Below are 23827 nucleotides of genomic sequence, written 5' to 3'. Positions count from 1 at the left end.
TCGGCTTGCTCTAAAGCCGGTTGGATTAATTTCTTGATTACCAAAGCCTTAGACCGTTATAATTTTCTGTAGCTTTACCTCAGCTTTTGAGTGGCCTCTTAGTTAAATGGATATAACGGCCCCCTCCTAAGGGGCAGTTACAGGTTCGATTCCTGTAGGGGCTACCAATTAAATCAATAGTTAGTCATGTTCTTCTTTGAAGCAAATTTGTAGCATTAAAGTTCCAAATCGATTGCCAAAATCAATATCCGATAAATTTGAGTGTTCTATTAAATAATACAGATTTCTTCATTCGAACAGTCTTCTTATCAAGTCGTTTTTTAGTGCTGCCAGCATTTCACTTACTCAACACTATGTCTATTTTCAATATTAAAAAACAATACGTTTGTCGTGTTCTTTACTGTTTTTCTTGCTGTTTGATTGAAATCTAAACTAATCATTATTTTGCAGATTAGTTTTAACCCCGCCTATAAAAATGACAGGTTCTAACTACTTCCTATGGCTAAAAACAGAATAAGGATATTGATATGTTGATTATTACGAATAGAAACATAAATAAATCAAACTTTAAAAATGGCGTAGGCGATCACAATGCTTTTGGTGACTACGCAAACGCTAAAGGACCTAATGAAGTTAGGCTCGCTTATGCAGATAAAGTAGAGGGAGTATGGCAAGTGCGACTAGTCACTGAGCCATCTAAAATCACAGAGAATAATATTCCCTCTAAAAAAGCATTTGCAGAAGTTCGTGAACGGCTCACTTCTTCAGGTAAAAACTGCGTTTTTTTTGTACATGGCTTTAATCAAAGCTTTTATAAGAACTTAGAAAAGTCATTAGCATTAGAAAAAGAGCATGGGGTTGAGGTTGTTGTTTTTTCTTGGCCCTCTAATCCTGGAGGTTTTAAGACAAAAGAATACCGAAGCGCTAAGAGAAATGCACAGGCGTCAGTTGGTGCTTTGGATGCTACGTTGGAAAAGCTAGGTCATTACATGAAAGAGCCGTTCAATAAAGAGGCCCTTGAGGCATGTGATATTAAATTTACCTTTATGACATACAGTTTGGGGAATTATTTGTTTCAGAATTACGTTATCAACGCTTTATACGAAGCTGAAACAAGAATGTTTGATAACGTTGTATTGTGCCAAGCTGATGTTGATAACGCAGGTCATCAACATTGGGTAAATAACATAGAAGCTGGAAAACGAGTTTATATTACGATCAATGAAAATGATTGGGTCCTAAAATGGTCTGATGCGAATTTTCAAAAAGATCGGTTAGGAAGAACTGCTAGGAATTTGGTCGCTTCAAATGCTTTTTATTTTGACTTTACTGGCGGCCCAAATGTAGGGAAAACCCATGGCCTGTTCTATGAAAAGACAAATGATGTAGTTAAATCATTTTTTACAACTGTTTTAAATGGCGGTAGAGGTGAGGAGACTGATGGCTTAGTTTTTGATAGTAAGTTGAACGCTTATAGATTTTAGCTCTAAAATGAGGCTATTAATTTTTTAATAGCCTCATTAAAATTAACCCGTTACTTTTTCAAGCTCACCTGTGCGCCATGGTTCAATGATGATTTTTATATGGTCGTTTGGTTTAAATAACGTATCAAACGCACCTTGTACGCCGTCGATGCCGACTTTACCAGTACGCATTTTTTGCCATGCAATTTTGCCTGACGCGATGTTCTCAAGTGATTGTGCAAACTCTTCTGGTTGGTAGTAATAAGAGAAAATAAGGTCGAGCTCTTTCACTGTGGCATAAGCAAAGTTAACGTTTAGTGGCGCGGTATGTACACCAGTTACAATGATTTTTGCTTTTGCTGGCGCACGTAAAATGTAATCGTTTAATAAGCGGCTTACACCAGCACATTCAAAAATAACCACCTTGTTGTTACCCGCAAGTGCTGCGGCTGTAGCAACTTCATCATCCGCCATAGGGTTAACATATACTGTGGCGCCAAATTCAAGGGCAATTTGTTTTTTACTTTCTTGTGGATCAGAGGCAACGATGTGTTTTACGCCTTGAAGCTTTAACGCGGCAATCGCGGCAAGGCCAATTGGGCCACAGCCAACCACAATAGCAACATCGTCATTATTCATTTGTGCACGGTTCACTGCGTGCAGGCCAACGGCAAGTGGTTCTGTAATGGCTGCTGCTTCTGATGGAACAGCATCAGGAATAGGTAATAGCAAGGCTTCATCAACAATAAAGTATTCAGAGTAGGCACCATATAGCCCAGGGGTTACACCTACGCCAGCGCCGCCCGCAGAAAGTAAAATTGGCACTGAGGTTACGCGGGTGCCTTTAGCTAATTCGCCTTTAGTATTTGGGCCGTAGCTAACGATTTCTGCCGCGTACTCATGGCCTAATAATACTTCTTGGTCATTGCCTGCCTCTTTAGCCATGATGCCAAGGTTTTTATAGATATCGAATACATCGCTTGTGTGGCGGGTTATATGAATATCAGAACCGCAAATACCGCAAGCTAGGCTTTTTACAAGTACTTGGCCGGGTCCGGGAGTAGGAATATCAATTTTTTTTACATGCAACTTGCCATTTTGCATGGCAACAGAATTCATTTGGCTCATATGTGTGTCCTCAACTCACCTTATTTGTGAATTATTAGACTAAAGTAAAGTGCCTGCCTTAATCTTGACTTTTTACGACAAAAACACAGCTTATTACGACGCTGTTGTTTATAAACTGCTCATTGTGAAATATTTAAAGTAAAAACCCTCAAAGTGATAAGGGTTTTTACTTTATTAAGTCTTAGCCGAAGTAGGCTGTATTGAGGTATAAATGAGTTAATACTCCAGCAAAGTAACCGAGTAAAATGACCGGCGACCATTTTAAGTGGCTATTAAAGGTGTAGATCCCTCGCGCTTGACCCATTAGTGCAACCCCTGCCGCGGAGCCAATTGATAACAGGCTACCACCAATTCCGGCTGTTAGCGTGATAAGCAACCATTGACCGTGCGACATATCAGGCATCATTTGCAGCACTGCAAACATCACTGGAATGTTATCTACTACCGCTGACATTAAACCAAGAATAATGTTCGCACCGGTGGCAGACCAGTTGTTATAAAGTAAATCAGAAAGTAGCGCTAAGTAGCCGATAAACCCTAAGCCACCAACACAAATAACGATGCCATAGAAGAACAAGAGCGTGTCCCACTCGGCTCTCGATACACGGCTAAATACATCAAAAGGAACAACGTTACCTAAGCGAGATAAGCGCTCTTTATCACCTTCACGCTCTGCCATCGCACGCTTTCTGGCAAGAGAGCCGGGGAGTGTCACGCGTAAGAAGTAACCAAAAAACTGTAAATAGCCAAGGCCCATCATCATGCCCACAACCGGCGGTAGACCAAAGGCGGTTTTTAGCACCACGGCGGTTAAAATTGTCAGTAAGAATAAGCACAATATGCGAAGCGCACCGCGTTTAAGTTCAATATCTTCATCGGCCGTATCCGGGTGACGGTTATTGATAAATAAAGACATAACAAAGGCAGGAATAATATAGCTGACTAAAGCTGGCAGAAATAAAACAAAGAACTCGGTAAAGGCAACAACATCGGCTTGCCAAACCATCAGTGTCGTGATGTCACCAAATGGGCTGAATGCGCCGCCGGCATTAGCGGCAATCACTATATTTACGCATGACATAGCAATAAAGCGGTTATCATTTGCTGCAACTTTCATTACCACAGCACATAAAAGTAGGGCGGTTGTTAAGTTATCGGCTACAGGTGAAATACAAAATGCCAGTACACCGCTTATCCAAAATAATTGTTTGTAACTAAAGCCCCTCGCAACTAGCCAGCTTCTTAGACCATCAAATAAACGGCGTTCTTCTAGGGCGTTAATGTAGGTCATCGCAACGAGCAAAAATAGCATTAACTCCGAAAATTCTAACAAGGCATGACGAAATGCGTCGGTGCTAAGATCAGATAAGTTTTGTGCACTGTATTGCCAAGCAATAAGGGTCCAAATAATCCCGGCTGCAACTAATACGGGTTTTGATTTGCGTAAGTGAATTTTTTCTTCGAGTATGACGAGCACATAAGCAAAGATAAAAATAACAAGGCAGATAATGCCAACAGGATGGGTGAGTAAATCGATAGTACCAGTTGACGCAGCATGAGCTTGGCCACCGAAACATAGCAAGGATAGGATCAGTCCTTGTAATAGTTTTTTCATTGTATATTCCACTTAATTCATCTTAAATTCGTTACGGTTTGAGTAAATGTAGCTGCAGACATTTTAAGTTTATTCTTGGCTTTATGTAACAATTTGGTAACTAAGGTGTTGGTATTTTGAATATAAATATGGGTGATGGCGAGAGCAGACCAGTTATATAATTTATAATTGAATCAATGGGTTGAGGTTTTAAAATAATAAAGGGCTGCAACGAGCAGCCCCAACTTGAAAATTATGCAAAGTGTTTATCTAAATCGTCAGAGCCACCAATGTGCTCACCGCCTATAAATACTTGCGGCACTGTCTCACGACCTGAAATTGCTTTTAAACTCGTTAGTGAAGCGTGTTGACCTAATACAATTTCTTCGTACACATAACCTTTTGCGTCTAGTAGCGCTTTAGCTTTGGTACAGAACGGGCAGTTAGGTTTAGTAATAATGCTCACTGATTCTGGTTTTACCTGTGCTGGGTTAATGTATTCAAGCATGGTATCTGCATCAGATACTTCAAACGGGTCACCTGGCTTTTGTGGCTCAATAAACATTTTTTCGATAACGCCATCTTTTACCAGCATAGAATAACGCCAGCTGCGTTTACCAAAACCTAAGTCGTTTTTATCAACGAGCATACCCATACCGTCGGTAAACTCACCGTTACCATCTGGTAATAGAGTAATGTTTTGCGCTTCTTGGTTTTGAGCCCATGCATTCATTACGAATGTATCGTTTACAGAAATACAAACAATGTCATCAACGCCGTTTTGTTTAAATACAGCTGCAAGCTCGTTATAACGTGGTAAGTGAGTTGATGAGCATGTTGGTGTAAATGCACCAGGTAATGCAAAGAGCACAACCGTTTTACCTTTAAAAATTTCGTCAGTGGTTATTGATTTCCACTGCTCGTCTACACGTGTTGCGAATGTAACGTTTGGTACTCTTTGGCCTTCGATATTGTTTAACATTGTTTTGATTCCTCTTGATTTGTTGAGTGCCATTATGCAATTTAATATATGATAGCTCCAATCGTTTGTTTGTATTAGTATGATAGGTAAAAACTATTGGTGGTGTGATATGAATTTAAAAGACTTCGAATATGTAAAAGCAGTTGCTCGATATAAGCACTTTAGAAAAGCAGCTGATGCGTGCTATGTCAGCCAGCCTACATTGAGTGGTCAGGTCAAAAAGCTTGAGCAAGAGTTGGGTGTTGTTATTTTTGACCGTTCAACTAAGCAGGTTACGTTGACTGTGCAAGGTGAGCAACTACTTAAACAGATCACAGTTATTTTAGAGCAAACACAGGTACTTAAAGAAATAGCTACCAGCTCACACGACCCACTAAAAGGTAAAATAAATGTCGGTATTATTCCTACCATTGCGCCTTATTTATTGCCAACGCTGCTAACGTCGATGAAGCAAGCCTTTAGTGAAACTCAGTTTTCATTTATAGAAATGCAAACAGCACAAACGCTTGTAGCGCTTGGTAATGGTGAGATTGATATTGCCATTGTTGCTGATGTGGCTGATTTAGCGCCTTATCATGTGTCACCGCTTTATAAAGAAGATTTTTTAGTAGCGGTTTCTGAACAACATGCATTAGCAAAATACCCTGAGGTTGCGCTGGCTCAATTACAAGGTTGTGATTTATTGATGCTAAATGAAGGGCATTGCTTTAAAGATCAAGCAGAACAATTTTGCTTTTCAGCAGGGGTTGAAGTGTCAAATCAATATAAAGGCAATAGTATTGAAACCTTACTCGCGCTGGTGGCAATGGATGATGGGTTAACTTTTGTTCCTAAGCTTGCTTGTACACCACGTGAAGGAGTAAAGTACTTAGCAATTACACCAAATCAGCAGCGCCAAGTTGTTATTGCAACCCGTAAGCATTACCCACATATAGCAGGCGTTGAGCAATTAGCCGACTGGCTAAATGCTCATAAGGGACTACAAGCTCATTTACTCGCTAGTAGCTAATTCAACAATATCGTTTATTTGAATGTTTGGTAGTGGTTGCTGATCAATACTTATGGCTACCGCTGATTGCTGATAAAGCTGAGTTACTTTTATCTGGTTAAGTGTGGTGATTTTATGCGGAAGCTTATTACCCTGTGCATCCGTTAGGTAATTATGATGGGCAATATTTAAAATTTGCCCTTGCTCAATCCCGTGCGCCTTACCCAAGTTGATGATTAGCCTATCGTTTTCGATATGCAGTATTTTTCCTTGCGTGGGTAAGCAGGCCATGGCTGCTTGTAAGTCATAGGTTAGGGTTTGGTTTATATCGCTGATAGCTTGGCCATAGTCAGTTGCCCAAAATCGGTCGCTATATACATCGATGATCTCAGTCTTTTTATACGGCCAAATGCCTTCTGTTTGGTAGCTTTTTTGCCAGAGCTTTTCGTAAGTGGTGCCATCAAATAATACGTAATCTACTTTGTATGCACGCTTGAAACTATCATCCTGCCAAAACGCATAATCGTTGTTGATCTTATGGTTAACCGATAAGTCACGGATACGGCTCAGTAATACATATTGCGAGTTACTGCGGCTAGTGATCTCTTCAAGTAGCGCATTACTGTAATCGTATTGCTGAGTGAAAAAATGATCTACTCGCAGTGGGATATTGTAATAGGCTGTTGGCTTTGCAGCCATTTGCGTACTGTTTAAGCTGGCATAGAGGTGTTCGCTAATAGCTTTGTTTACGTCAAAAATTTGGCCCATGCGCGCTTGCTCGCGGTTGGCCAGTTGGCTTTGTGTCACGGCAATAAATTTAGTGTATTGGTTTGCTGGGCATTCTTCTGCTTGAGCAAAAATATCTAAGCGCAGCGTTATAGCATAGGTGTCGTTATGGCGGTCTTCGCTGATCAGTTCTATTTTTTGGATTTCACCGTGGCTGCTTATTTTTAGCTGATCTTGCGTCAAAACCCCGTCAACGAGGGTTTGTACTGAGCTAACTCGAGCGCCAGAAAACACTAACGCCTGAGTTATGGCGTCTTTAATAGCGGCAGATTTGGCTTGGCTCGTATCGCCATTTTTTATAACAGCATGACCTGTAGATTCAAACCACTGCGCTAAGCTATTGTTAGAAAACAAAATTGTAAAGGCTAAAGCGAACCACTTAAAGTTGGCTCTTGTTTTATTTTTCATGCTGACACCTAGCATTAAAACCAATGAATAACCTTAACGAGCAAGGACTGTACCACAGTGGCATTAAACGTGCATATTTGTAGCCAAAGAGTTTTAAGCGGAAATAAATCATGCGAGCATTATTATTCGGCGGGCTGGTTGCCTGCGCAGCATTAACCGGCTGCAGTAGTATTTTTGATAAACATGTAGAATACACTTACATTGAGCCAGATAGCTACCCAGTGCTAAAAGCCGTGGGTTATGCGCCTATTAGTGCTCAACCTGGTAATAATGAATCGCAGCGTACCCTTCTTGCGATTAAAGCCTCAAAGCTTGAAGCGTATCGAGAGCTTGCTGAGCAAGTTTACGGGCAAAAAATTTCCGCAGGTACCACAGTGCAAAACAGTATCGCCCATAATGATCAATTACAAAGCCAAGTACAAGGTGTGATCAAAGGTGCACAGGTGATCAAGACTTATGCAGTAGGCGATACCTATGCAACTGAATTGCAGCTCGATATGAAGCGTGTCCACGATTTATACATCGGCGAAGTAAAACCTCGACAGGTAAAAAAAGTAACGTATTATTAGCGCTTAAATTCTCATAGTTTCAGCTTGGGTGCTATGCTTTAAAAATCATATTTTTTTATTAAAGCATAATGGGTAACACACACGATTACATTCAAGCTGAATATCTTCAAGGCATGCCTTATGTTATCTAAGGCTTGTATCTTTGCTTGTCGTTTTATTGGGCGTTACCGCTTTTTATCTTCTTCAATTGTCATTCTATTTTGCGTCACTAGCGGTGCTTTAGCTGAGCGCTTAGTGATCGAGTTCTCAACCTTTATTCAACAAATGCAGCAACGCTACGGTGCCACGCGAGTTACTGTCGCAAGGCAATGGCAAGGCATGTTGCAGCATGCTCAAAATCTTCCTGAACAACAGCAAATTTTAGTCGTTAATGATTTTTTTGCGCGTAGTTTACGTTATCAAACTGATATCCAGCTATGGAAACAAAATGATTATTGGGCAACCCCACTAGAAACAATGGGAACAGGGCTTGGTGATTGTGAAGATTATGCTATTGCTAAGTACGTCAGCTTACGCGCTTTGGGTATAAGCGACACCAAGCTTCGATTGATTTATGTTAAAGCGCAATTACCTGGAACTAGGAAGACCCAAGCCCACATGGTGTTGGGTTATTACAGTCAACCCAATGCACAACCACTTATTTTAGACAGCTTAATCGTAAAAGTGTTGCCTGCTGCAAAGCGCACCGATCTTAGTCCTGTTTTCAGCTTTAACAGTAAGGGCCTTTGGGCTAACAATTCAGCACAAAGCGTAGCCGATCCGACAGCGAGGCTATCACGTTGGCGACATATTTTAGAGCAAACTCGTAAAGAAGGAGTTAAATGGTGAATATAATTAAAGCGTTTAAACGCAAAAAAACCATTACTTTGAAACAAGAGTTATGGATTGCCATTTTAGTGGTGATCATTATTGGCTTTATTAGCAGTTTGCTGATTAGTACAAGTTCGGCAAAAGACTATTTTACAGCCGAACTTAAAATGAAAAATGTAGATAATGCAAATTCATTAGCGCTAATGTTGAGTCAAATGGATAAGGACCCGGTGGAAATCGAACTGCTTCTTTCGGCGTCGTTTGATACAGGTTATTACCAACGTATTGAATTAAAAGATCCGAATGGTGAGACTATTATAAAACGTGCATTTAAGGGCGAGTTAGTGCTTGATGCACCGAGCTGGTTCCGCCATTTATATTCTCTTGAAGTAGCACCCGGCATTGCGCTTGTCAGTGATGGTTGGCAGCAATATGGTACTTTATATGTTGAAAGTCATAGTCAACATACACAAGATGCGCTTTGGCAAAGTTCGGTGCATTTGTTTTTTAGCTTTCTTGCTGTTGCAGTTGTTGCTTGTATAGCGAGCGCTTACTTCTTATCGAAAATTTTAAGCCCTTTGAGCGATGTAATGCGCCAAGCAATAGCGTTAGGAGAAAAGCGCTTTATTAAATCAAAGGTGCCTAGAACATACGAGTTTGCCAAATTAGTTTCTTCAATGAACTTACTATCTACACGTTTTAGCCGCATTGTGAAAGAAGACCGTCAAAGGCTTGAAGAAATGCGTTTTAAGAGCCAGCACGATGACCTGACTGGGCTTGCAAATCGTGAGTATTTTAATGCGACCTTAGATACCTTTTTAGATAATACACAAGGGCATGGCGCATTATTCCTTTTTAGGGTGGTTAATCTTGACGAGCTAACAGAGCAAGTTGGACGTGTAGAGATGGTCGAGTTTTTACGTCTTTTCTCGCAGTCGTTAGTTGCATTTCTAGAGTCTAATGAAGATAGCTTTAGAGAGAGCCATATTGCGCGAATGTCGCATGTCGACTTTTTGGTGTTGTTTTCTGATGTGAGTGATCTAACACTGTTGAGTGACAATATTTTGCAGTCTCATCAGCAATTAGTTGCTCAGTACGCACAGGTGGATCTTGCTGTATCTCATAGTTGCAGTTTAGTTACTACCAACGATACGCGAGGAGCGCTGTTAAAACGGGTTGATAGCTTATTAAAAGTGGCGATTTCAAAGCCTGGTTGTAATGCCCACTTTACTGTAGATGGTACTGCTGAGCTTAGAAATGATGACCTTAATTTTTGGCGAGAAACGATAGAATTAGCATTAAAAGAAAACCAACTAGAAATTGCATTATATCCCGTTACTTCGTTCAGCGACGTTCTTCTACAACAACAAATTTCACTGAGTTTATTGCTCAAAGGAGAGAAGTACGGAATAGGATTTTACTATCAATGGGCGCACAAACTTCAATTACTAGCGCGGCTTGATTGGAGCCTAATGAAATTGATGATTAAGCAATATGGTGAGTTAACAGACGGTGCCTTGCTGGGGATGGAGCTCTCAGCAGGTACCTTACATGATGATATGGCCGTAGCGTCAATTTTGACAGGATTGTGTGCTTACCCTGAACTTGCTAAGCGAATTTGCTTTGAGGTACGAGCAAACACTGCCATTAAAGATTTACCGTTATTCAGGCGTTTTTGCAGTCAGGTGCATAGCATAGGTGCAAAAGTTGCGTTAAAACGCGTTGGGGCTGAGTTTACAAAATTAACTAAAATCCAAGAGCTTGGCCTTGAGATGATAAAGGTAGACAGCGTTTATTGTCATAACATTAGTTTTAATGACTCAAACCAAAGCTTTTTGAGAGGGGTATGCTCATTAGCTCACTCGCTAGGGATTAAGGTTGTTGCTGAAGGGGTTAAAAACCCAAGTGATCAATCAACCTTAAAAGGGCTTGGTTTTGATGGTGTTGTTGCGGTTGAAGAGTCAGTTTAATGACCCTTCACAGCAAGCATTAATTGCATTCGATCGCGTACCTTTAATTTATGAAAAATTGAGCTCATGTGCTCTTTGACAGTGCGCTCAGTAATATTTAAAACTTGCGCGACTTGTTTGTTGGTTGCACCTTTTATAACTTCATCAACAACCTGTTTTTCACGCTTGGTGAGAGAACTCAGATCACATTGATGCGGATAGTTAATTGCTTGTCCTGATAACACGCCAACCAAGTTTGAAAGTAATTGCCCAGGAAGCCAAATTCCACCGGCGTTAACGGTTTCAGCAACTTGTTCGATGACAGTTTTGTTTGCAAATGCTTCAATGTATCCGCGTGCACCAAGTTGCAGTGCATCACACAGTTGTTGAATATCCAGCTGAGTTGTCATCACAATCACGGGTAGTCGTTGTGCGGTTAATTTTTGTAGCTGCACTTGCCAATCCGCAGAGTCTGCAAGTAACCAGACTAATGTGTCTGCTAATAATTTCTTAGGGCAGGCTGTCTGAATTACGCAATTTGGAAATGCACTTAACCAGTGAGGCGATTGCAAGTCATCTTGTGTAATAAAAATACTGCGACGCATGATTACTCCATTAAAAAGCCCGCTAGCGTTCACTCATTGCCAGCGACGTTGCACGCAAAATTGGTTTGAATAAATACTCAAGAACCGTTTTTTTACCGGTAATAATATCGACTTGTGTAGTCATTCCCGGAATGATGGTTAGGTTGTCTGCAAAGTGATTACGATTTGTTTTAAGCTGCACTAAGTAAAATGTATTGTCTCTGTCATCTGTAATCGTATCAGCGCTGATATGAGTAACTTCAGCCTCTAAGCCGCCATAGATCGCAAAATCATAAGCACTAAATTTAATCATTGCAGCTTGACCTGGGCGTAAAAAAGCAATGTCTTTAGGTAGAATTTTAGCTTCAACAACCAATTGATCATCGAGTGGAATAATTTCAATTGCGTCGCTGCCAGGTTGGAGTACTCCGCCAACTGTGTTGACTAATAGGCGTTGAACCGTTCCATTGACGGGGGAGCGGATCTCCGTTTGTGCAACTTTATCAGCAAGTCCAGACTCAGTTTCTTTCATTGCATCAAGCCTGAGTAAGGCTTCTGATAGCTCATTACTCCAGCGATTTATCATGGCAAGCTCAACTTCGGTGACTTTGTTTTTTGCTTCATTTATAGCTGATAGGCTACGATTTATTGCCGCTTTTGTTCGATTTATTTCACCTGTATGTTCAACAATTTGGCGCTCTAAGCGAATTATATCTATGTCTGATACCGCACCTGTGCGAAGTAGGGGGCGAGTTACTGCTAACTCTCGGTTAGCTAAACTCAATGAATTCGTGTGTTGCTGTAATGCAGCCCTAGCTTCGGCATAATCTTGTCGACGCTGCTCTAATTGGCGTTTATGAATGGTAACCTGTTGCTCAAGTTCTTTGTTACTGCTTTCAAAAATAGCTTGTTCATGTAGAACCGCGTCCGGTGCTTGCTCTATCAAGCTGGCAGCAAATAGCAGAGGTTTTTTTTGCGTAAGAGCTTTTAATCGCTCAACTTTAGCAGTCAAAGACAGTACCTTAGCTTGGTTTTCTCTAAATGAAGAAATAAACCGTGTGGGATCTATTTTTATTAAAACATCACCTGCATTAACAACTTGTCCTTCACGTACAAATATCTGCTCGACCATACCACCATCGTACGACTGCACTATTTGCAATTTGTGAGATGGGATTACACGGCCTTCTCCTCTGGCTACTTCATCAAGGTGAGCAAATCCCGACCAAACAATAAGCGCAACAATACTGATACAGATAATGTAAAGCAGTAATCGGGCACTTGCTGGTTGTTGCTGCATTTTTTCCCATTGTGCGTCAACGACCCAGTCTTGACTATTTGGCGGTGATAACCAACCGGAAAAAAGCTTAGAGAAAATAGAGGGACGTTTTGCTTTTTGCTTTTCCAGCACCTTGTTTAGATGCTCAAATGAGCGCTGTTCAATAGGTAAGTTTTTATTACTCATGATACTTTTCCTACTGTATGGTTATTTAAAGCCGATAACACCTGTGCCTTGGGGCCATCAGCAACCACTTTGCCGTTATCAAGTACAATGATGCGGTCTACCAGCTCGAGTAATGAGGTTCTGTGAGTGACGACAATTAGGGTCTTCTCTTGGCTGTTGCGCTTAATATTGTTAATAATTTTACTTTCGCTATTGTGATCAAGTGCTGATGTGGGTTCATCCATCAGTAAGATGGGCGGATTGTTCAGAAGCGCACGTGCAATCCCAACAGCTTGGCGCTGCCCGCCAGAAAGTAGCCGGCCTTGTTCACCCACTTGTAGGTCAAAACCATCTGGGTGTGAGTTTATTAACTCAAATAATTGGCTTTGTTGACACGCAGATAAAATTTGCTCGTCTTCAGCATGCCATGCACTAAGGGTGATATTGTCTTTAAGGGTGCCAAAAAATAAAGAAATTGTTTGTGGTACGTAGCCAATGTTATGTCGTAACTCGGCAGGATCGATCTGATGGATATCATTATTATCTATTAAGATACTGCCAGAAGTTGGTTCATACAGGCCGAGAATTAATTTTTCAATTGTGCTTTTACCAGAGCCATTGCGACCAAGAATCGCTACTTTTTCACCAGACTTTATTTTAAAGCTAACACCACTTAATGCTTCATTGCTTTCTTGAGAGTACTTAAACCGAACATCATTAAATTCAATATCACCCAGTAGTACTGGGTGACTTAGCCAGTGCTTGCCGGCTGGGCGTTCAACTTCATTATCCATAATTTCATTGAGTGAATGCATTGCAATCGCGGCATGATGAAACTGAGCTAGCACAGCAGCAGATTGGGTAATTGGAGCCATAGTACGCGACGAAAGTAAGTAGGCTGCAATGAGCCCTCCTTGAGTGAGGTCTCCGGAAATAATGAGATGTACGCCAACCATCATAATTATGACCCCAACACATTGCTGAACCCATGAACCTGCATTGCTGATAGAAGATGAAATTAAGCGGCTTTGCGCGTTAACGCGAGCAATGTAAATTGTTGATTTCTCCCAATTGGACTGAGTTTTACACTCACTATGAAAGCTTTTTACATCTTCAATATTAGTTAAGCTTTCAACTAAAATTGCATTGCGCATAGAGCTTGCTTTCATTGTTTGCTCTGAGAGGCTTTCAAGCTTTCGGTGGGCTGCTAATGCGTAACAGAGCAATATCAAAGCCCCGACGATTATTGGTAAGCTTAATTCGACGCCAATGATCGCGATTACGATTAAATAGAGTAAAACAAAAGGTAAATCGACAAGCGCAATAAGGGTCATAGAGCTAAAGAAGCCTCTGACCGCTTCAAATGATTGAATATTACTTGCAAACGAACCTGCAGAAGCGGGGCGGTTTTTTAGTTTCATGCCAAGTACGCGTTCCATAATGACAGCTGAAACTTTGACATCAATACGACTTGCTGCCAGCTCCACAAAGTAACTTCGAACTAACCGTAAAATAAAATCTGCGGTGAGTGCAATTAAAACACCGCTTGCCAGCACCCATAGGGTTTCTACTGCATGATTGGGTACAACACGGTCATACACATTCATAACAAAAAGCGGCATCGCAATTGATAATACGCCTAATGCAATGGCAGAAACGACTACATCTTTGTATAAACTTCGGCACTCTTTGATGACTCCCCAAAACCAGCCATCTTTGGCTAATTTTTGTAGTACAGGGGAGCGTGCGTCAAAAGCGAATTCGGGCTGTGCATAAATAACCATTGCTGTGCTGCTATCAGCAAGTTTTGTAATACTGATTTTAACGGCGGAGTCATTTAATTCAGGGTAGATGACCTCAGCGCTGTCGTTTTCGATATCAAGCTCAGTAATTACACAGGCTTTATTACCTTTTAGGATTAACACCGCAGGTAACAAAGCTGTATTAAGGTCGCATAGGGGTTTGTGAACAATTTTAGTTTTAAAGCCTATACGTTTAGCGGCACGTGAAAAACCTGACGGAGTCAATAAGCCGTTCTCAAGGGGTAAACCGCTTAATAATGTTTCACGAGAAAATTCTCGATCATGATAGCGGCATAGGGTTTCTAGACAGTCAACAAGGCTGCCACCATGATCTTGAGCATCAGTTTCTTGCATACAATATCCATACTTATACCAATGCGCAAAAATACTAAATTAAGCGAATTGGTATTAAATTCACCATGAGCTTTACGACCAGCCATCTTTCATGACTGCTGGGCGGCTACCTGCGTCGGTTATCACTGCTTCAATGCGACGATTTGCAGCATTTGCTCTAACTGAAATCTCATTTATTCTTGGTTGATCAACACCATAACCAAGCGATTTCACTCTGTTTGGGGCAATACCGTATTGCTGGATTAATATCTCAGCAACCGAAGATGCGCGTTCTTCAGAGAGCTTTCTATTGTGAAGGGCTGGTCCTTCAAGGGAAGCATGCCCTTGAATTTCAACATTTTTGTTGGGGTGTTCTTTTAAGAAATCAGCAAGTCGAGCTATTTCCTGCATATACTGAGGGCGCACAACACTTGAGTCTGCGAGAAAAGGAATGCCAATCTCTACATTACTCGTGTTGCTTCGATACTTTGTGCAGCCTTTTTCATCAACCTCCGTAAATGCAGGCGTAGATGGGCATTCATCTTGCGCATTTGCGATACTATCATTATCATCATCGGCAAATGTCGTAGCTGTTTCGACAGGAGTTGCCGGCATAGTTAAGTAGCTAGGCATAGCGGTTACTGTCATATATGCATTATCTTGCTGTTTTTTTTTCTGCAAGAATGCTTGTCTGCCAATCGTTGCAGCTACATCAAATTTTGGACAAATACTGTCTGCATTTAATGCAATTGGGTCATCAGTTAACTCTGTAATTTTTGGAAACTTGTCGGATGTAACGTTGAGCGTGTCGAGTAATTTCCCCATCTCCGCAAGCATAGTTAAAATAGCTGACTGTCTGTCATATAGAGCCGCGATATAAGAACGATTTGATTGAAATGCTTCATTTTCAGCGTCAAGCACATCAAGTAACGTTCTTTGGCCAATATCAAACTGGTCTTTATAGGCATATTTTACTTTATTAGATGACTCTTTATGGCTAGCAAGAGAAGGGATCTTATTTTGTAAAACCTGCACATTGTTATAAGCAACTTGAAGGTTTTGTCTAATTTCAATACAGGTTTGGTCGCGCTGATATTTAGCAACATTAATCTCTTGATAGGCTTGATCAAGATTCGCACTGTCTAAGCCACCATTGTATAAATTGTAGCGAATATCTATACCAACTCTTGCCTCAGAGCGAGTTTCATTTAAACCTAACTCATCTCTATCTTGCATTCCGTAGCGTGCAGATAAATCTACATTAGGATGAAATGCGGAGCGTTGTGAATCAGCATTCGCTTTTTGCGCTTCGATATTATACAGAGACGCGTAAAAGTTAGGGCTGCTTTTGTAAGCTATATCAAGTGCTTGATTGATGGTAATGGGAATTGCATCATCGCTTAGTCTTGCTTTTGCTGTTCCTTTTGTTGGCAGCTCTCCAACAATGCGTAAATAGCGAGCACTTACATCATGCAAGTTTGCATACTCTGTCATAACATTCGATTGCGCAAGCGAGAGGCGACCATTAATTTGTTCAAGATCTGCTGCTCTAGCAACACCAGCACCAACGCTTTGCTCTATTTGCTGATAGACAGCCTCGTGCTCTTTTAAGTTATTTTCAGCAAGCTCAACTAACTCAGTGAACTTTTGCACATCTAGGTAAGCAATACTTGCCTGAAGTGCAATTTTTTCAGCTTGATCAAGTAGTTCAAAATAACGTATCAGTTGAATTCGTTCAAAGCGCTTAACTGTGTTCGATGTTCTAAAACCATCGTATAGCATTTGCCCTAATGTGAGCTCTGCGGTATTGCGGTTGTATTCATCTTCAATACCGTAGTTACGTTTTTCATAACCTGCACTCGCTGATACATCGACGGTTGGTAAATAACCTGAACGAGCAGCATCAATGCCATACATTGATGCTTTAAATGCATGCCAAGCTTGTTGTACTTCTGGGTTAGATGAAATTGCTTTATCAGATACATAATGCAAAGGCATTACAGAGGTTTGTTCTGCTTGTGCGTCGAATACACTTCCATTCGCTGCAAACATTAAAATAAGTAAAGCGCTGAGCTTTTTGCTAGTGAACTGCTTGCTTATAGCCATATGATCCTCTTTTTAGACTAAATTTTATTCACGCTAAGTTAAGGTTTAGCCAACAATTTCAAATACTGCAAATGATACTTTTGTGTTGCTTTTAGTTTTTTATTAATTGTTTTGTTTATTCGAATATTAGTGAAATAGTGCTGTTTTTTGGTGTTCACCTGTACCATGGTCCAGTAACAAAGTGTTACTTGCTGGCTAAGCTTAAGTTATACAAATGTATTACTCATAGTTTGAGGAAAAGCAAATGGACGCAAATCAATTACTGGTTATTGATGTACAAGGTTCTGCAGGCTTAGTGCAAGCGGATGGTTCTATAAAAGCCCTCTCAGTTGGCGATGTGATAACGGTAGGAGATACTGTTGTTACCGCAGATAACTCGACCATATTAATTGATGTACAAGGAGAGTCGTTGGCGATCCCTGCCAATAAATCAGTGACTATAACCCCTGACTTGCTAGCAAAAGAGACGCAAGATAACTCAGAGAATACCCTTTTCGATGATAGTATCGACGAAGCCATTGCAAGTTTAAATCAACCCAATCAACCAACCCCAGAGCAACAAACAGGCACTGATATCAGTGATTTTTTAGATGCGCTTGAAGGGGGGGGAGACATTTTAGATAATTTAGAGGCGACGGCTGCTGGTGGAGGCGGTGGTGCTGCATCTGGCGGAGGCACCTCGTTTGTAGAGCTAGCACGTATCGCTGAAGGTATCGACCCATCTAGTTTAGCATTTGATGACAGCTTTAACGCTGATAACACTGGCATTTTCTCTCCTAGAGATACAACCGATGGTGTTGTGCCTGGTGATGAGTTAATTGCAACATTGAGTGTCAATGAATTAGGTCTTACTAATAATCCACAACCAGTTATATCAGGTACATCTGAAAACCTAGTAGGACAAACGGTCACGGTGACAGTAACCGACGCGAATGGTAATACCCAAGTTGTGACTGTTGTAGTCCAACCAGATGGTACTTTTGTAACCCCACCACTTGACCCATTACCTGATGGTCCAATCACTGTCGATGTGGTTGCTCTTGATCCAAATGGTGACCCCGTATCAGATAATATTGGCGCAAGTATTGATACTGTCGCGCCAGTTGTAACGATTGATACACTTACTGATTCAGCGATTCAAAATGTACTAATTACTGGCACAGTGTCTGGTATTAGCAGTGGTGATACTGTCACTATCACTGTTACAGACAGCGCAGGACAAGTGCAGGTAATAGCGACGCAAGTAGATGATCAAGGAAATTGGAGTATTACGACTGAAGCACTTGCTGAGGGGCTTTATACGGTCGTTGCATCGGCAGTTGATGAGGCTGGCAATGAAGGCAGTGATAGTGAAAATGGTCTAGTCGATCTGACTGCTCCCGTTATAAGTATTGACACCATCGGCGAAACAAATGATACCACGCCAACTATTTCAGGAACGGTAAGTGGAGTCACTGTTGGTAGTGAAATCACTGTCGTGATCACTGGCGCAGATAATACAGTGCAGACCGTAACTGCAATTGTTGCCGAAGATGGTAGTTGGATCGTTGATGTGCCTGATGCACTTGTTGAAGGTGAGTTTACTGTAACTGCAACAGCCGTTGATATTGCTGGAAATGAGGCGCAAGCAACGACCACTGGTGTTATTGATAATACAGCGCCTGTGATTAGTATCACCCCAATTGATGATACGCAGGACACGACGCCAAATATCAGTGGTAATGTTGTTGGTGTTCAACAAGGCACACTTGTTACCGTTGTTGTCACTGATATTAATGGTCAAGTTCAAACATTAACAACGGTAACCGATGCTGATGGGAATTGGAGTTTAGATGTTGTCGCAGATCTTGCAGAAGGGATTTTTGACGTAAGTGCATCCGTAACTGATGCAGCCGGAAATACAGCTCAAGCTGACACCCAAGGGGTTGTTGACTTGACGGCTCCTGACATAACGTTAACAGCTATTGCTAATACAAATGATACAACGCCAACCTTTGTCGGGCGAGTTGAAGGGGTGTCAGAGGGCACCGAAGTTACAATACAAGTTGTTGATAGTAATGGTCAGTCGCAAACGTTAACGGCGCTTGTTCTCGCTGATGGCAGTTATAGTGTTGATGCAATAAGCCCTTTGCCTGAAGGCAGTTTTACGGCAATTGCTACCGTTAGTGATGCTGCGGGTAACTCAGCATCTGCAAATACGACAGGTACTGTCGCATTTTCTCCTATTTCAATCACAATTGATTCTATTGCTGATAGTAATGACACAACACCATTGCTGAGTGGGCAAACCGATGGCGTAGCTACTGGAACGACAATTTCGCTGACAATTACAGCAAGTGATGGGCGGGTTATTAATTTACTCGCAATCACTCAAGCTGATGGAAGTTGGTCTATTCAATTGACAGAGCCTTTACCTGAAGGAGATTTTACAGTCGTCGCATCGGTATTAGATCCTCAAGGTAATGAAGCACAAGCAACCGCGATTGGTAATGTAGATTTAACAGTCAGTATTAATTTCATTATTGATACTAATGACACGACTCCAAGTGTATCTGGTTCAACACAAGATGTTGAACCAGGCGCAGTCGTTACTGTTACATTTACAGGAAGTGATGGAGCGACTGAAACTTTACAAGTTATTACCGATGCAAACGGTAATTGGACTGTTGAAGCAAGTACTGCATTGGCTGAAGGTCAATTCACAGTCACCGCGACAGTAACCGATGAAGTGGGTAATACAGCGACAGCAACAGAAATAGGGGTCATTGATTTAACCGATCCTACTATTTCAATCAATCCTTTAAATGATACTAATGACACAACTCCACTAATTTCAGGATCTGTTGCAGATGTACCAGTAGGAACGACAGTTACGTTAGTCATTACAGATAGTAATGGTGTTGTGCAAACGATAACAACCACCACAAATGCACAAGGTGTATGGCAAGTCGAAACTTTAAATGAGCTTGCTGAGGGAGATTATACTGTCACTGCAAGCGCAAGCGACGAAGCGGGTAACACCAGTTCAGCAACAGCGACTGGCACAATAGATTTAACTGCACCAATTATTAATATTAATGCAATTGCTGATAGTAATGACACCACGCCGACAATATCTGGCACAACACAAGGGTTAAATGCTGGTAGCACAGTTACAGTCACGGTTACCGACAGTAATGGGAGTGCACAAGTATTTGCAACTGTTACAAATGCCGATGGCAGCTGGTCGATTAATATTGATCAAGAGCTAGCTGAAGGCGAGTTCACTGTTGTTGCGCAAACTCAAGATGAAGCAGGAAATAGCGCACAAGACATTGAAACGGGTGTGATTGATTTAACAGCACCTACCATCACAATTGATGAGTTTAACGATTCTAATGATGTTACACCCATTATTTCAGGTGTTGTATCAGGGGTTGATGCTGGCTCGGTTGTTACGATCATACTCGTTGATAGTAATGGAAATCAGCAAATACTGACGACCACAGTTAACGCAGATAGCAGCTGGCAAGTTGGTGCAAATCAAGTGTTGGCTGAGGGTGAGTTTACAATTACCGCAACAGTGAGTGATCCTGCTGGTAATCAAGCTCAAGATACGACGACAGGGATCATTGATCTAACCGCGCCAATTATAAGCCTTGATAACTTAGGAAGTAGTGCTGACAACACACCTACAATTTCAGGCACAGTGCAAGGCGTTGCAGCAGGCACACCGGTCACTTTAGTTGTCACAGATGCAAATGGCAATAGTCAGACGTTTACTGCAATCACTAATGATAATGGTGTATTTAGTGCAGACGTACCAGGCAGCCTTGCTGATGGGCAATACACGGTTACCGCTACGGTATCTGACTTAGCTGGTAATCAAGCCTCGGATTCAGAAACGGGTACGGTGGATAGTTCATCTTTAACTATCTTAATTGATGCGTTAGGCGAAACAAACGACACAACACCCAGTATTTCAGGTTCAACATTAAATGCAACAGCAGGTGATGTGGTCACGGTGGTGATTATTCCTGCTTCGGGTCCAAGCCAAACATTTACAACAACAGTTGATGCAAATGGAGATTGGAGTATCAATGTATCAGATGAACTTGCAGAGGGTGAGTTTACGATTGATGCCACTGTTACCGACCAATTTGGTAATACCGCAAATGATTCGATCACCGCAGTGGTTGATACGACTGCACCGCTTATTAGCATAGATACCATAGGCGCTATCAATGACAGTACGCCTCTAATTTCAGGCAGCTCACAAGGAGCGACGGCAGGTAATACAGTAACAGTTACTGTTGTCGACTCTCAAAATAATAGCCAAACCTATACGACAACTGTTGATGCTGATGGAAATTGGGCAGTGCCTGTTACAAGTGCAGTGTCGCAGGGGGAATTTACTGTAACAGCCAGCATCACTGATAATGCAGGTAATACAGGCACGGATACTGAAGTTGGTACGTTCGATGGAATTAATCCTTTATTAACGTTAGATTTTGATCCTTTAACTAATGACAGTACGCCGTTGATCACAGGCACAACTGATGTCACTGCAGGCAGTATTGTTACTGTCAACGTTACTGACAGCGATGGCGTGGTACAAACGCTTTCTGCGGTTGTGGCTGCGGACGGAAGCTGGTCAATCAGCCCTAATACGCCTCTAGCTGAAGGGGCGTTCACGGTGACAGCAAGTGTAGAGGATGAATCTGGCAATCAAACGCAAATCACTCAAAACGGTGTTGTTGATCTCACTGCTCCAATTATTACGATTGACAATTTGGGAACGGTCAACGATACAACGCCTACAATTAGCGGACAAACGAATGAGCCTGCGGGTAGTATCGTTACGGTTGTTGTCTCAGATGGTATTAACAGCTATGAATTTAGCGCAACCGTTAATGCTGATGGCAGTTGGTCTGGGGATGTGCCTGCAGAATTAGACGATGGCAACATCAATGTTACAGCGTCAATAACTGATGCTGCAGGCAATCAGGCCCAAGCAACGAATAGCTTTATTTTAAATAGTGCTGCGCCTAGCATTGCAATAGATGCAATCAACGAAACCAATGACACAACACCAACTATAAGTGGCACCTCAGATGCCCCTAATGGCAGCGTCATAACTATAATTGTTGAAGACAGTAATAACAACAGCCAACAGCTTACTGCAACAGTGCAGAATGGTCAGTGGAGTGTAGAGATACAGCAAGCTTTAAGTGAAGGCACATTTACTGTTAATGCGTCAGTAACAGTTGATGGCTTGACCAGTGATGCTGCTGCTCAAGGCGTAATTGATGTAACAGCGCCGACAGTCAGTATTGATGCCTTAGTAGATAGCAACGATGTTACTCCGATCATTACGGGTCAGACGTCAGGTTTGGCGGCTGGTAGTGTCGTAACACTCACAATTACTGACAGTGCAGGAGCCGTTCAGACAGCATCTGTTGTTATCTCGCAAGATGGTTCATGGTCAGCAGAAGTTAGCAATGCGCTGGCTGAAGGACAGTATTCTGTATTAGCTGAGGTGGTAGATAATGCAGGCAATGAAGCGAGCGACTCTCAATTAGGTATCATCGATTTATCTGCGCCTACAATTAGCATTGATGCTATTGCTGATACAAATGACGTTACACCTACTCTAACGGGTCAAACAACAGGTGTACCGCAAGGCACGCAGGTAACTTTATTAATAACAGATAGTTCGGGTAATACCCAAACTTTAACTACTACCACATTAGCTGATGGATCATGGTCTGTTGATGCTGAGGTTATTATTGCTGAAGGAAGCTTCACTGTCGAAGCATCTGTGAGTGATGTTGCTGGAAACTCTGCTTCAACCTCGGCAACCGGTTTAATTGATTTAACAGCCCCTACTATTAGTGTTGATCCATTGTCAGATAGTGCTGATGTAACACCGCTGATCAGTGGTGTAGCGAATGGTGTTGAAACAGGTACACTTGTTAATTTAGAAATCACCGATAGTGCTGGTAATGTTCAAACAGCGACAGCGATTGTTCAAGCGGACGGCAGCTGGTCTGTTGAGCCTAGCGTAGCAATTGCTGAAGGAGAATTTACTGTTGTTGCTACAGTACAAGATACTGCAGGAAATCAAGGATCTGACACCGCAACGGGTAATATCGATACCACAGCACCAAGTGTATTCATCGATCCTCAAAATATCACAAATGATACAACCCCAGTATTCTCAGGACAAAGCTCAGGCGTTCCTGCAGGTACTGAGGTTAGACTAACGGTTACCGACAGTGCTGGTAATATTCAAACTTTAATTGCTATTACTAGTGCTGACGGAAGCTGGTCAGTTGCTGCAACTGAAGTACTTGCCGAGGGTAATTACACTATTGAAGCAGAAGTTTCAGATGCGGCAGGTAATACTGGTACCGATAGTGCCACTGGTGAAATCGACATTACCGCACCGACGATTAGCCTTGATACCTTGGCCGATAGTAATGATGTGACACCGCTCATCAGTGGGCAAACCACCGGAGCGGCTGTGGGCAGCTTAGTGCTGCTTACTATCACTGACAGTGCCGGTAATGTACAAAGTGCGACAGCGACGGTGCAAGCGGATGGCAGTTGGTCTGTTGAGCCAAGTTCGGCATTAGCCGAAGGTGATTATACCGTGGTGGCCACCGTGAGTGACGCGGCGGGTAACGAAGGCAGCGATACTGAAACAGGCACCATCGATGTGACGGCACCAACGATTAGCATTGATGCGCCAGCACTGACCAACGACAATACACCGACGGTCACTGGCACCTCAGACTTAGCCAATACCTCACTCGCCGTGACCTTTACCGATGCTGATGGTATCAGCCATACCGTGACAGTCACCACTGATGCTTCAGGCAATTGGAGCGCCGAAGCAG

Annotated in this window: 14 protein-coding genes and 1 tRNA gene; 7 read left to right on the top strand and 8 right to left on the bottom strand. The window is 42.0% G+C overall.

The annotated features are described in order from the left end of the window. Positions 1-92 precede the first annotated feature (92 nt). Positions 93-167 (top strand) — tRNA-Arg (locus L1272_RS01835). A 360-nt stretch (positions 168-527) separates the two neighbouring features. After that, positions 528-1484: an alpha/beta hydrolase gene (locus L1272_RS01830; protein WP_235372624.1), complete on the top strand. Its 957-nt coding sequence runs from the start codon at positions 528-530 to the stop codon at positions 1482-1484. A 42-nt stretch (positions 1485-1526) separates the two neighbouring features. Here L1272_RS01830 and L1272_RS01825 read toward each other — a convergent pair whose 3' ends face one another. The 3 genes from L1272_RS01825 to L1272_RS01815 form a co-directional block, all read right to left on the bottom strand. Further along, positions 1527-2591 carry a zinc-binding dehydrogenase gene (locus L1272_RS01825; RefSeq protein WP_166341772.1) on the bottom strand — a complete coding sequence of 355 codons (1065 nt, stop codon included), beginning with the start codon at positions 2589-2591 and terminating at the stop codon, positions 1527-1529. A gap of 181 nt (positions 2592-2772) precedes the next feature. Next, on the bottom strand, positions 2773-4206 hold the full coding sequence (nhaD, locus tag L1272_RS01820) for a sodium:proton antiporter NhaD (protein WP_054554368.1): 1434 nt from the start codon (positions 4204-4206) through the stop codon (positions 2773-2775). A gap of 232 nt (positions 4207-4438) precedes the next feature. Continuing rightward, complete coding sequence (locus L1272_RS01815; RefSeq protein ID WP_235372623.1) at positions 4439-5167, bottom strand: glutathione peroxidase; 729 nt, start codon at positions 5165-5167, stop codon at positions 4439-4441. A gap of 109 nt (positions 5168-5276) precedes the next feature. On the opposite strand from L1272_RS01815, the gene L1272_RS01810 reads away from it, so the two are divergent. Next, complete coding sequence (locus tag L1272_RS01810) at positions 5277-6176, top strand: LysR substrate-binding domain-containing protein (protein WP_235372622.1); 900 nt, start codon at positions 5277-5279, stop codon at positions 6174-6176. On the opposite strand, the gene L1272_RS01805 is transcribed toward L1272_RS01810, so the two are convergent. Then, on the bottom strand, positions 6159-7349 hold the full coding sequence (locus L1272_RS01805) for a flagellar assembly protein FlgT (RefSeq protein WP_235372621.1): 1191 nt from the start codon (positions 7347-7349) through the stop codon (positions 6159-6161). The genes L1272_RS01810 and L1272_RS01805 overlap by 18 nt on opposite strands. 110 nt (positions 7350-7459) lie before the next feature. Here L1272_RS01805 and L1272_RS01800 point away from each other — a divergent pair, with 110 nt between their 5' ends. The 3 genes from L1272_RS01800 to L1272_RS01790 all read left to right on the top strand — a co-directional run bounded on the left by L1272_RS01800 (position 7460) and on the right by L1272_RS01790 (position 10698). Continuing rightward, positions 7460-7918: an LPP20 family lipoprotein gene (locus tag L1272_RS01800; RefSeq protein ID WP_054554372.1), complete on the top strand. Its 459-nt coding sequence runs from the start codon at positions 7460-7462 to the stop codon at positions 7916-7918. Positions 7919-8038: 120 nt separating this feature from the next. Continuing rightward, complete coding sequence (locus tag L1272_RS01795) at positions 8039-8746, top strand: transglutaminase-like cysteine peptidase (protein ID WP_082389319.1); 708 nt, start codon at positions 8039-8041, stop codon at positions 8744-8746. After that, positions 8740-10698, top strand: a complete 1959-nt coding sequence (locus tag L1272_RS01790; protein ID WP_194442584.1) for a bifunctional diguanylate cyclase/phosphodiesterase — start codon at positions 8740-8742, stop codon at positions 10696-10698. Before L1272_RS01795 ends, L1272_RS01790 begins: the two co-directional genes overlap by 7 nt. On the opposite strand, the gene L1272_RS01785 is transcribed toward L1272_RS01790, so the two are convergent. From L1272_RS01785 to L1272_RS01770, 4 genes are all read right to left on the bottom strand, one after another. Continuing rightward, entirely contained in the window at positions 10695-11282 is a 588-nt protein-coding gene (locus tag L1272_RS01785) for a LuxR C-terminal-related transcriptional regulator (RefSeq protein WP_054554374.1), read from the bottom strand. The two genes, L1272_RS01790 and L1272_RS01785, sit on opposite strands and share 4 nt — an antisense overlap. A 22-nt stretch (positions 11283-11304) precedes the next feature. Beyond that, positions 11305-12726, bottom strand: a complete 1422-nt coding sequence (locus L1272_RS01780; protein WP_054554375.1) for an HlyD family type I secretion periplasmic adaptor subunit — start codon at positions 12724-12726, stop codon at positions 11305-11307. Continuing rightward, complete coding sequence (locus tag L1272_RS01775; protein WP_235372620.1) at positions 12723-14861, bottom strand: type I secretion system permease/ATPase; 2139 nt, start codon at positions 14859-14861, stop codon at positions 12723-12725. Before L1272_RS01775 ends, L1272_RS01780 begins: the two co-directional genes overlap by 4 nt. 72 nt (positions 14862-14933) lie before the next feature. Then, complete coding sequence (locus L1272_RS01770; RefSeq protein ID WP_235372619.1) at positions 14934-16946, bottom strand: TolC family outer membrane protein; 2013 nt, start codon at positions 16944-16946, stop codon at positions 14934-14936. A gap of 244 nt (positions 16947-17190) precedes the next feature. On the opposite strand from L1272_RS01770, the gene L1272_RS01765 reads away from it, so the two are divergent. Further along, a partial coding sequence (locus tag L1272_RS01765) for an Ig-like domain-containing protein (protein WP_235372618.1) occupies positions 17191-23827 on the top strand: 6637 nt, incomplete at its 3' end.

Origin of the sequence: Pseudoalteromonas sp. PAST1 (genome assembly GCF_021532515.1) — a bacterium.
Taxonomy (GTDB): domain Bacteria; phylum Pseudomonadota; class Gammaproteobacteria; order Enterobacterales; family Alteromonadaceae; genus Pseudoalteromonas; species Pseudoalteromonas simplex.
Note: the sequence above shows the minus strand (reverse complement) of the source record. Positions and strands in the feature narration are given on the sequence as shown.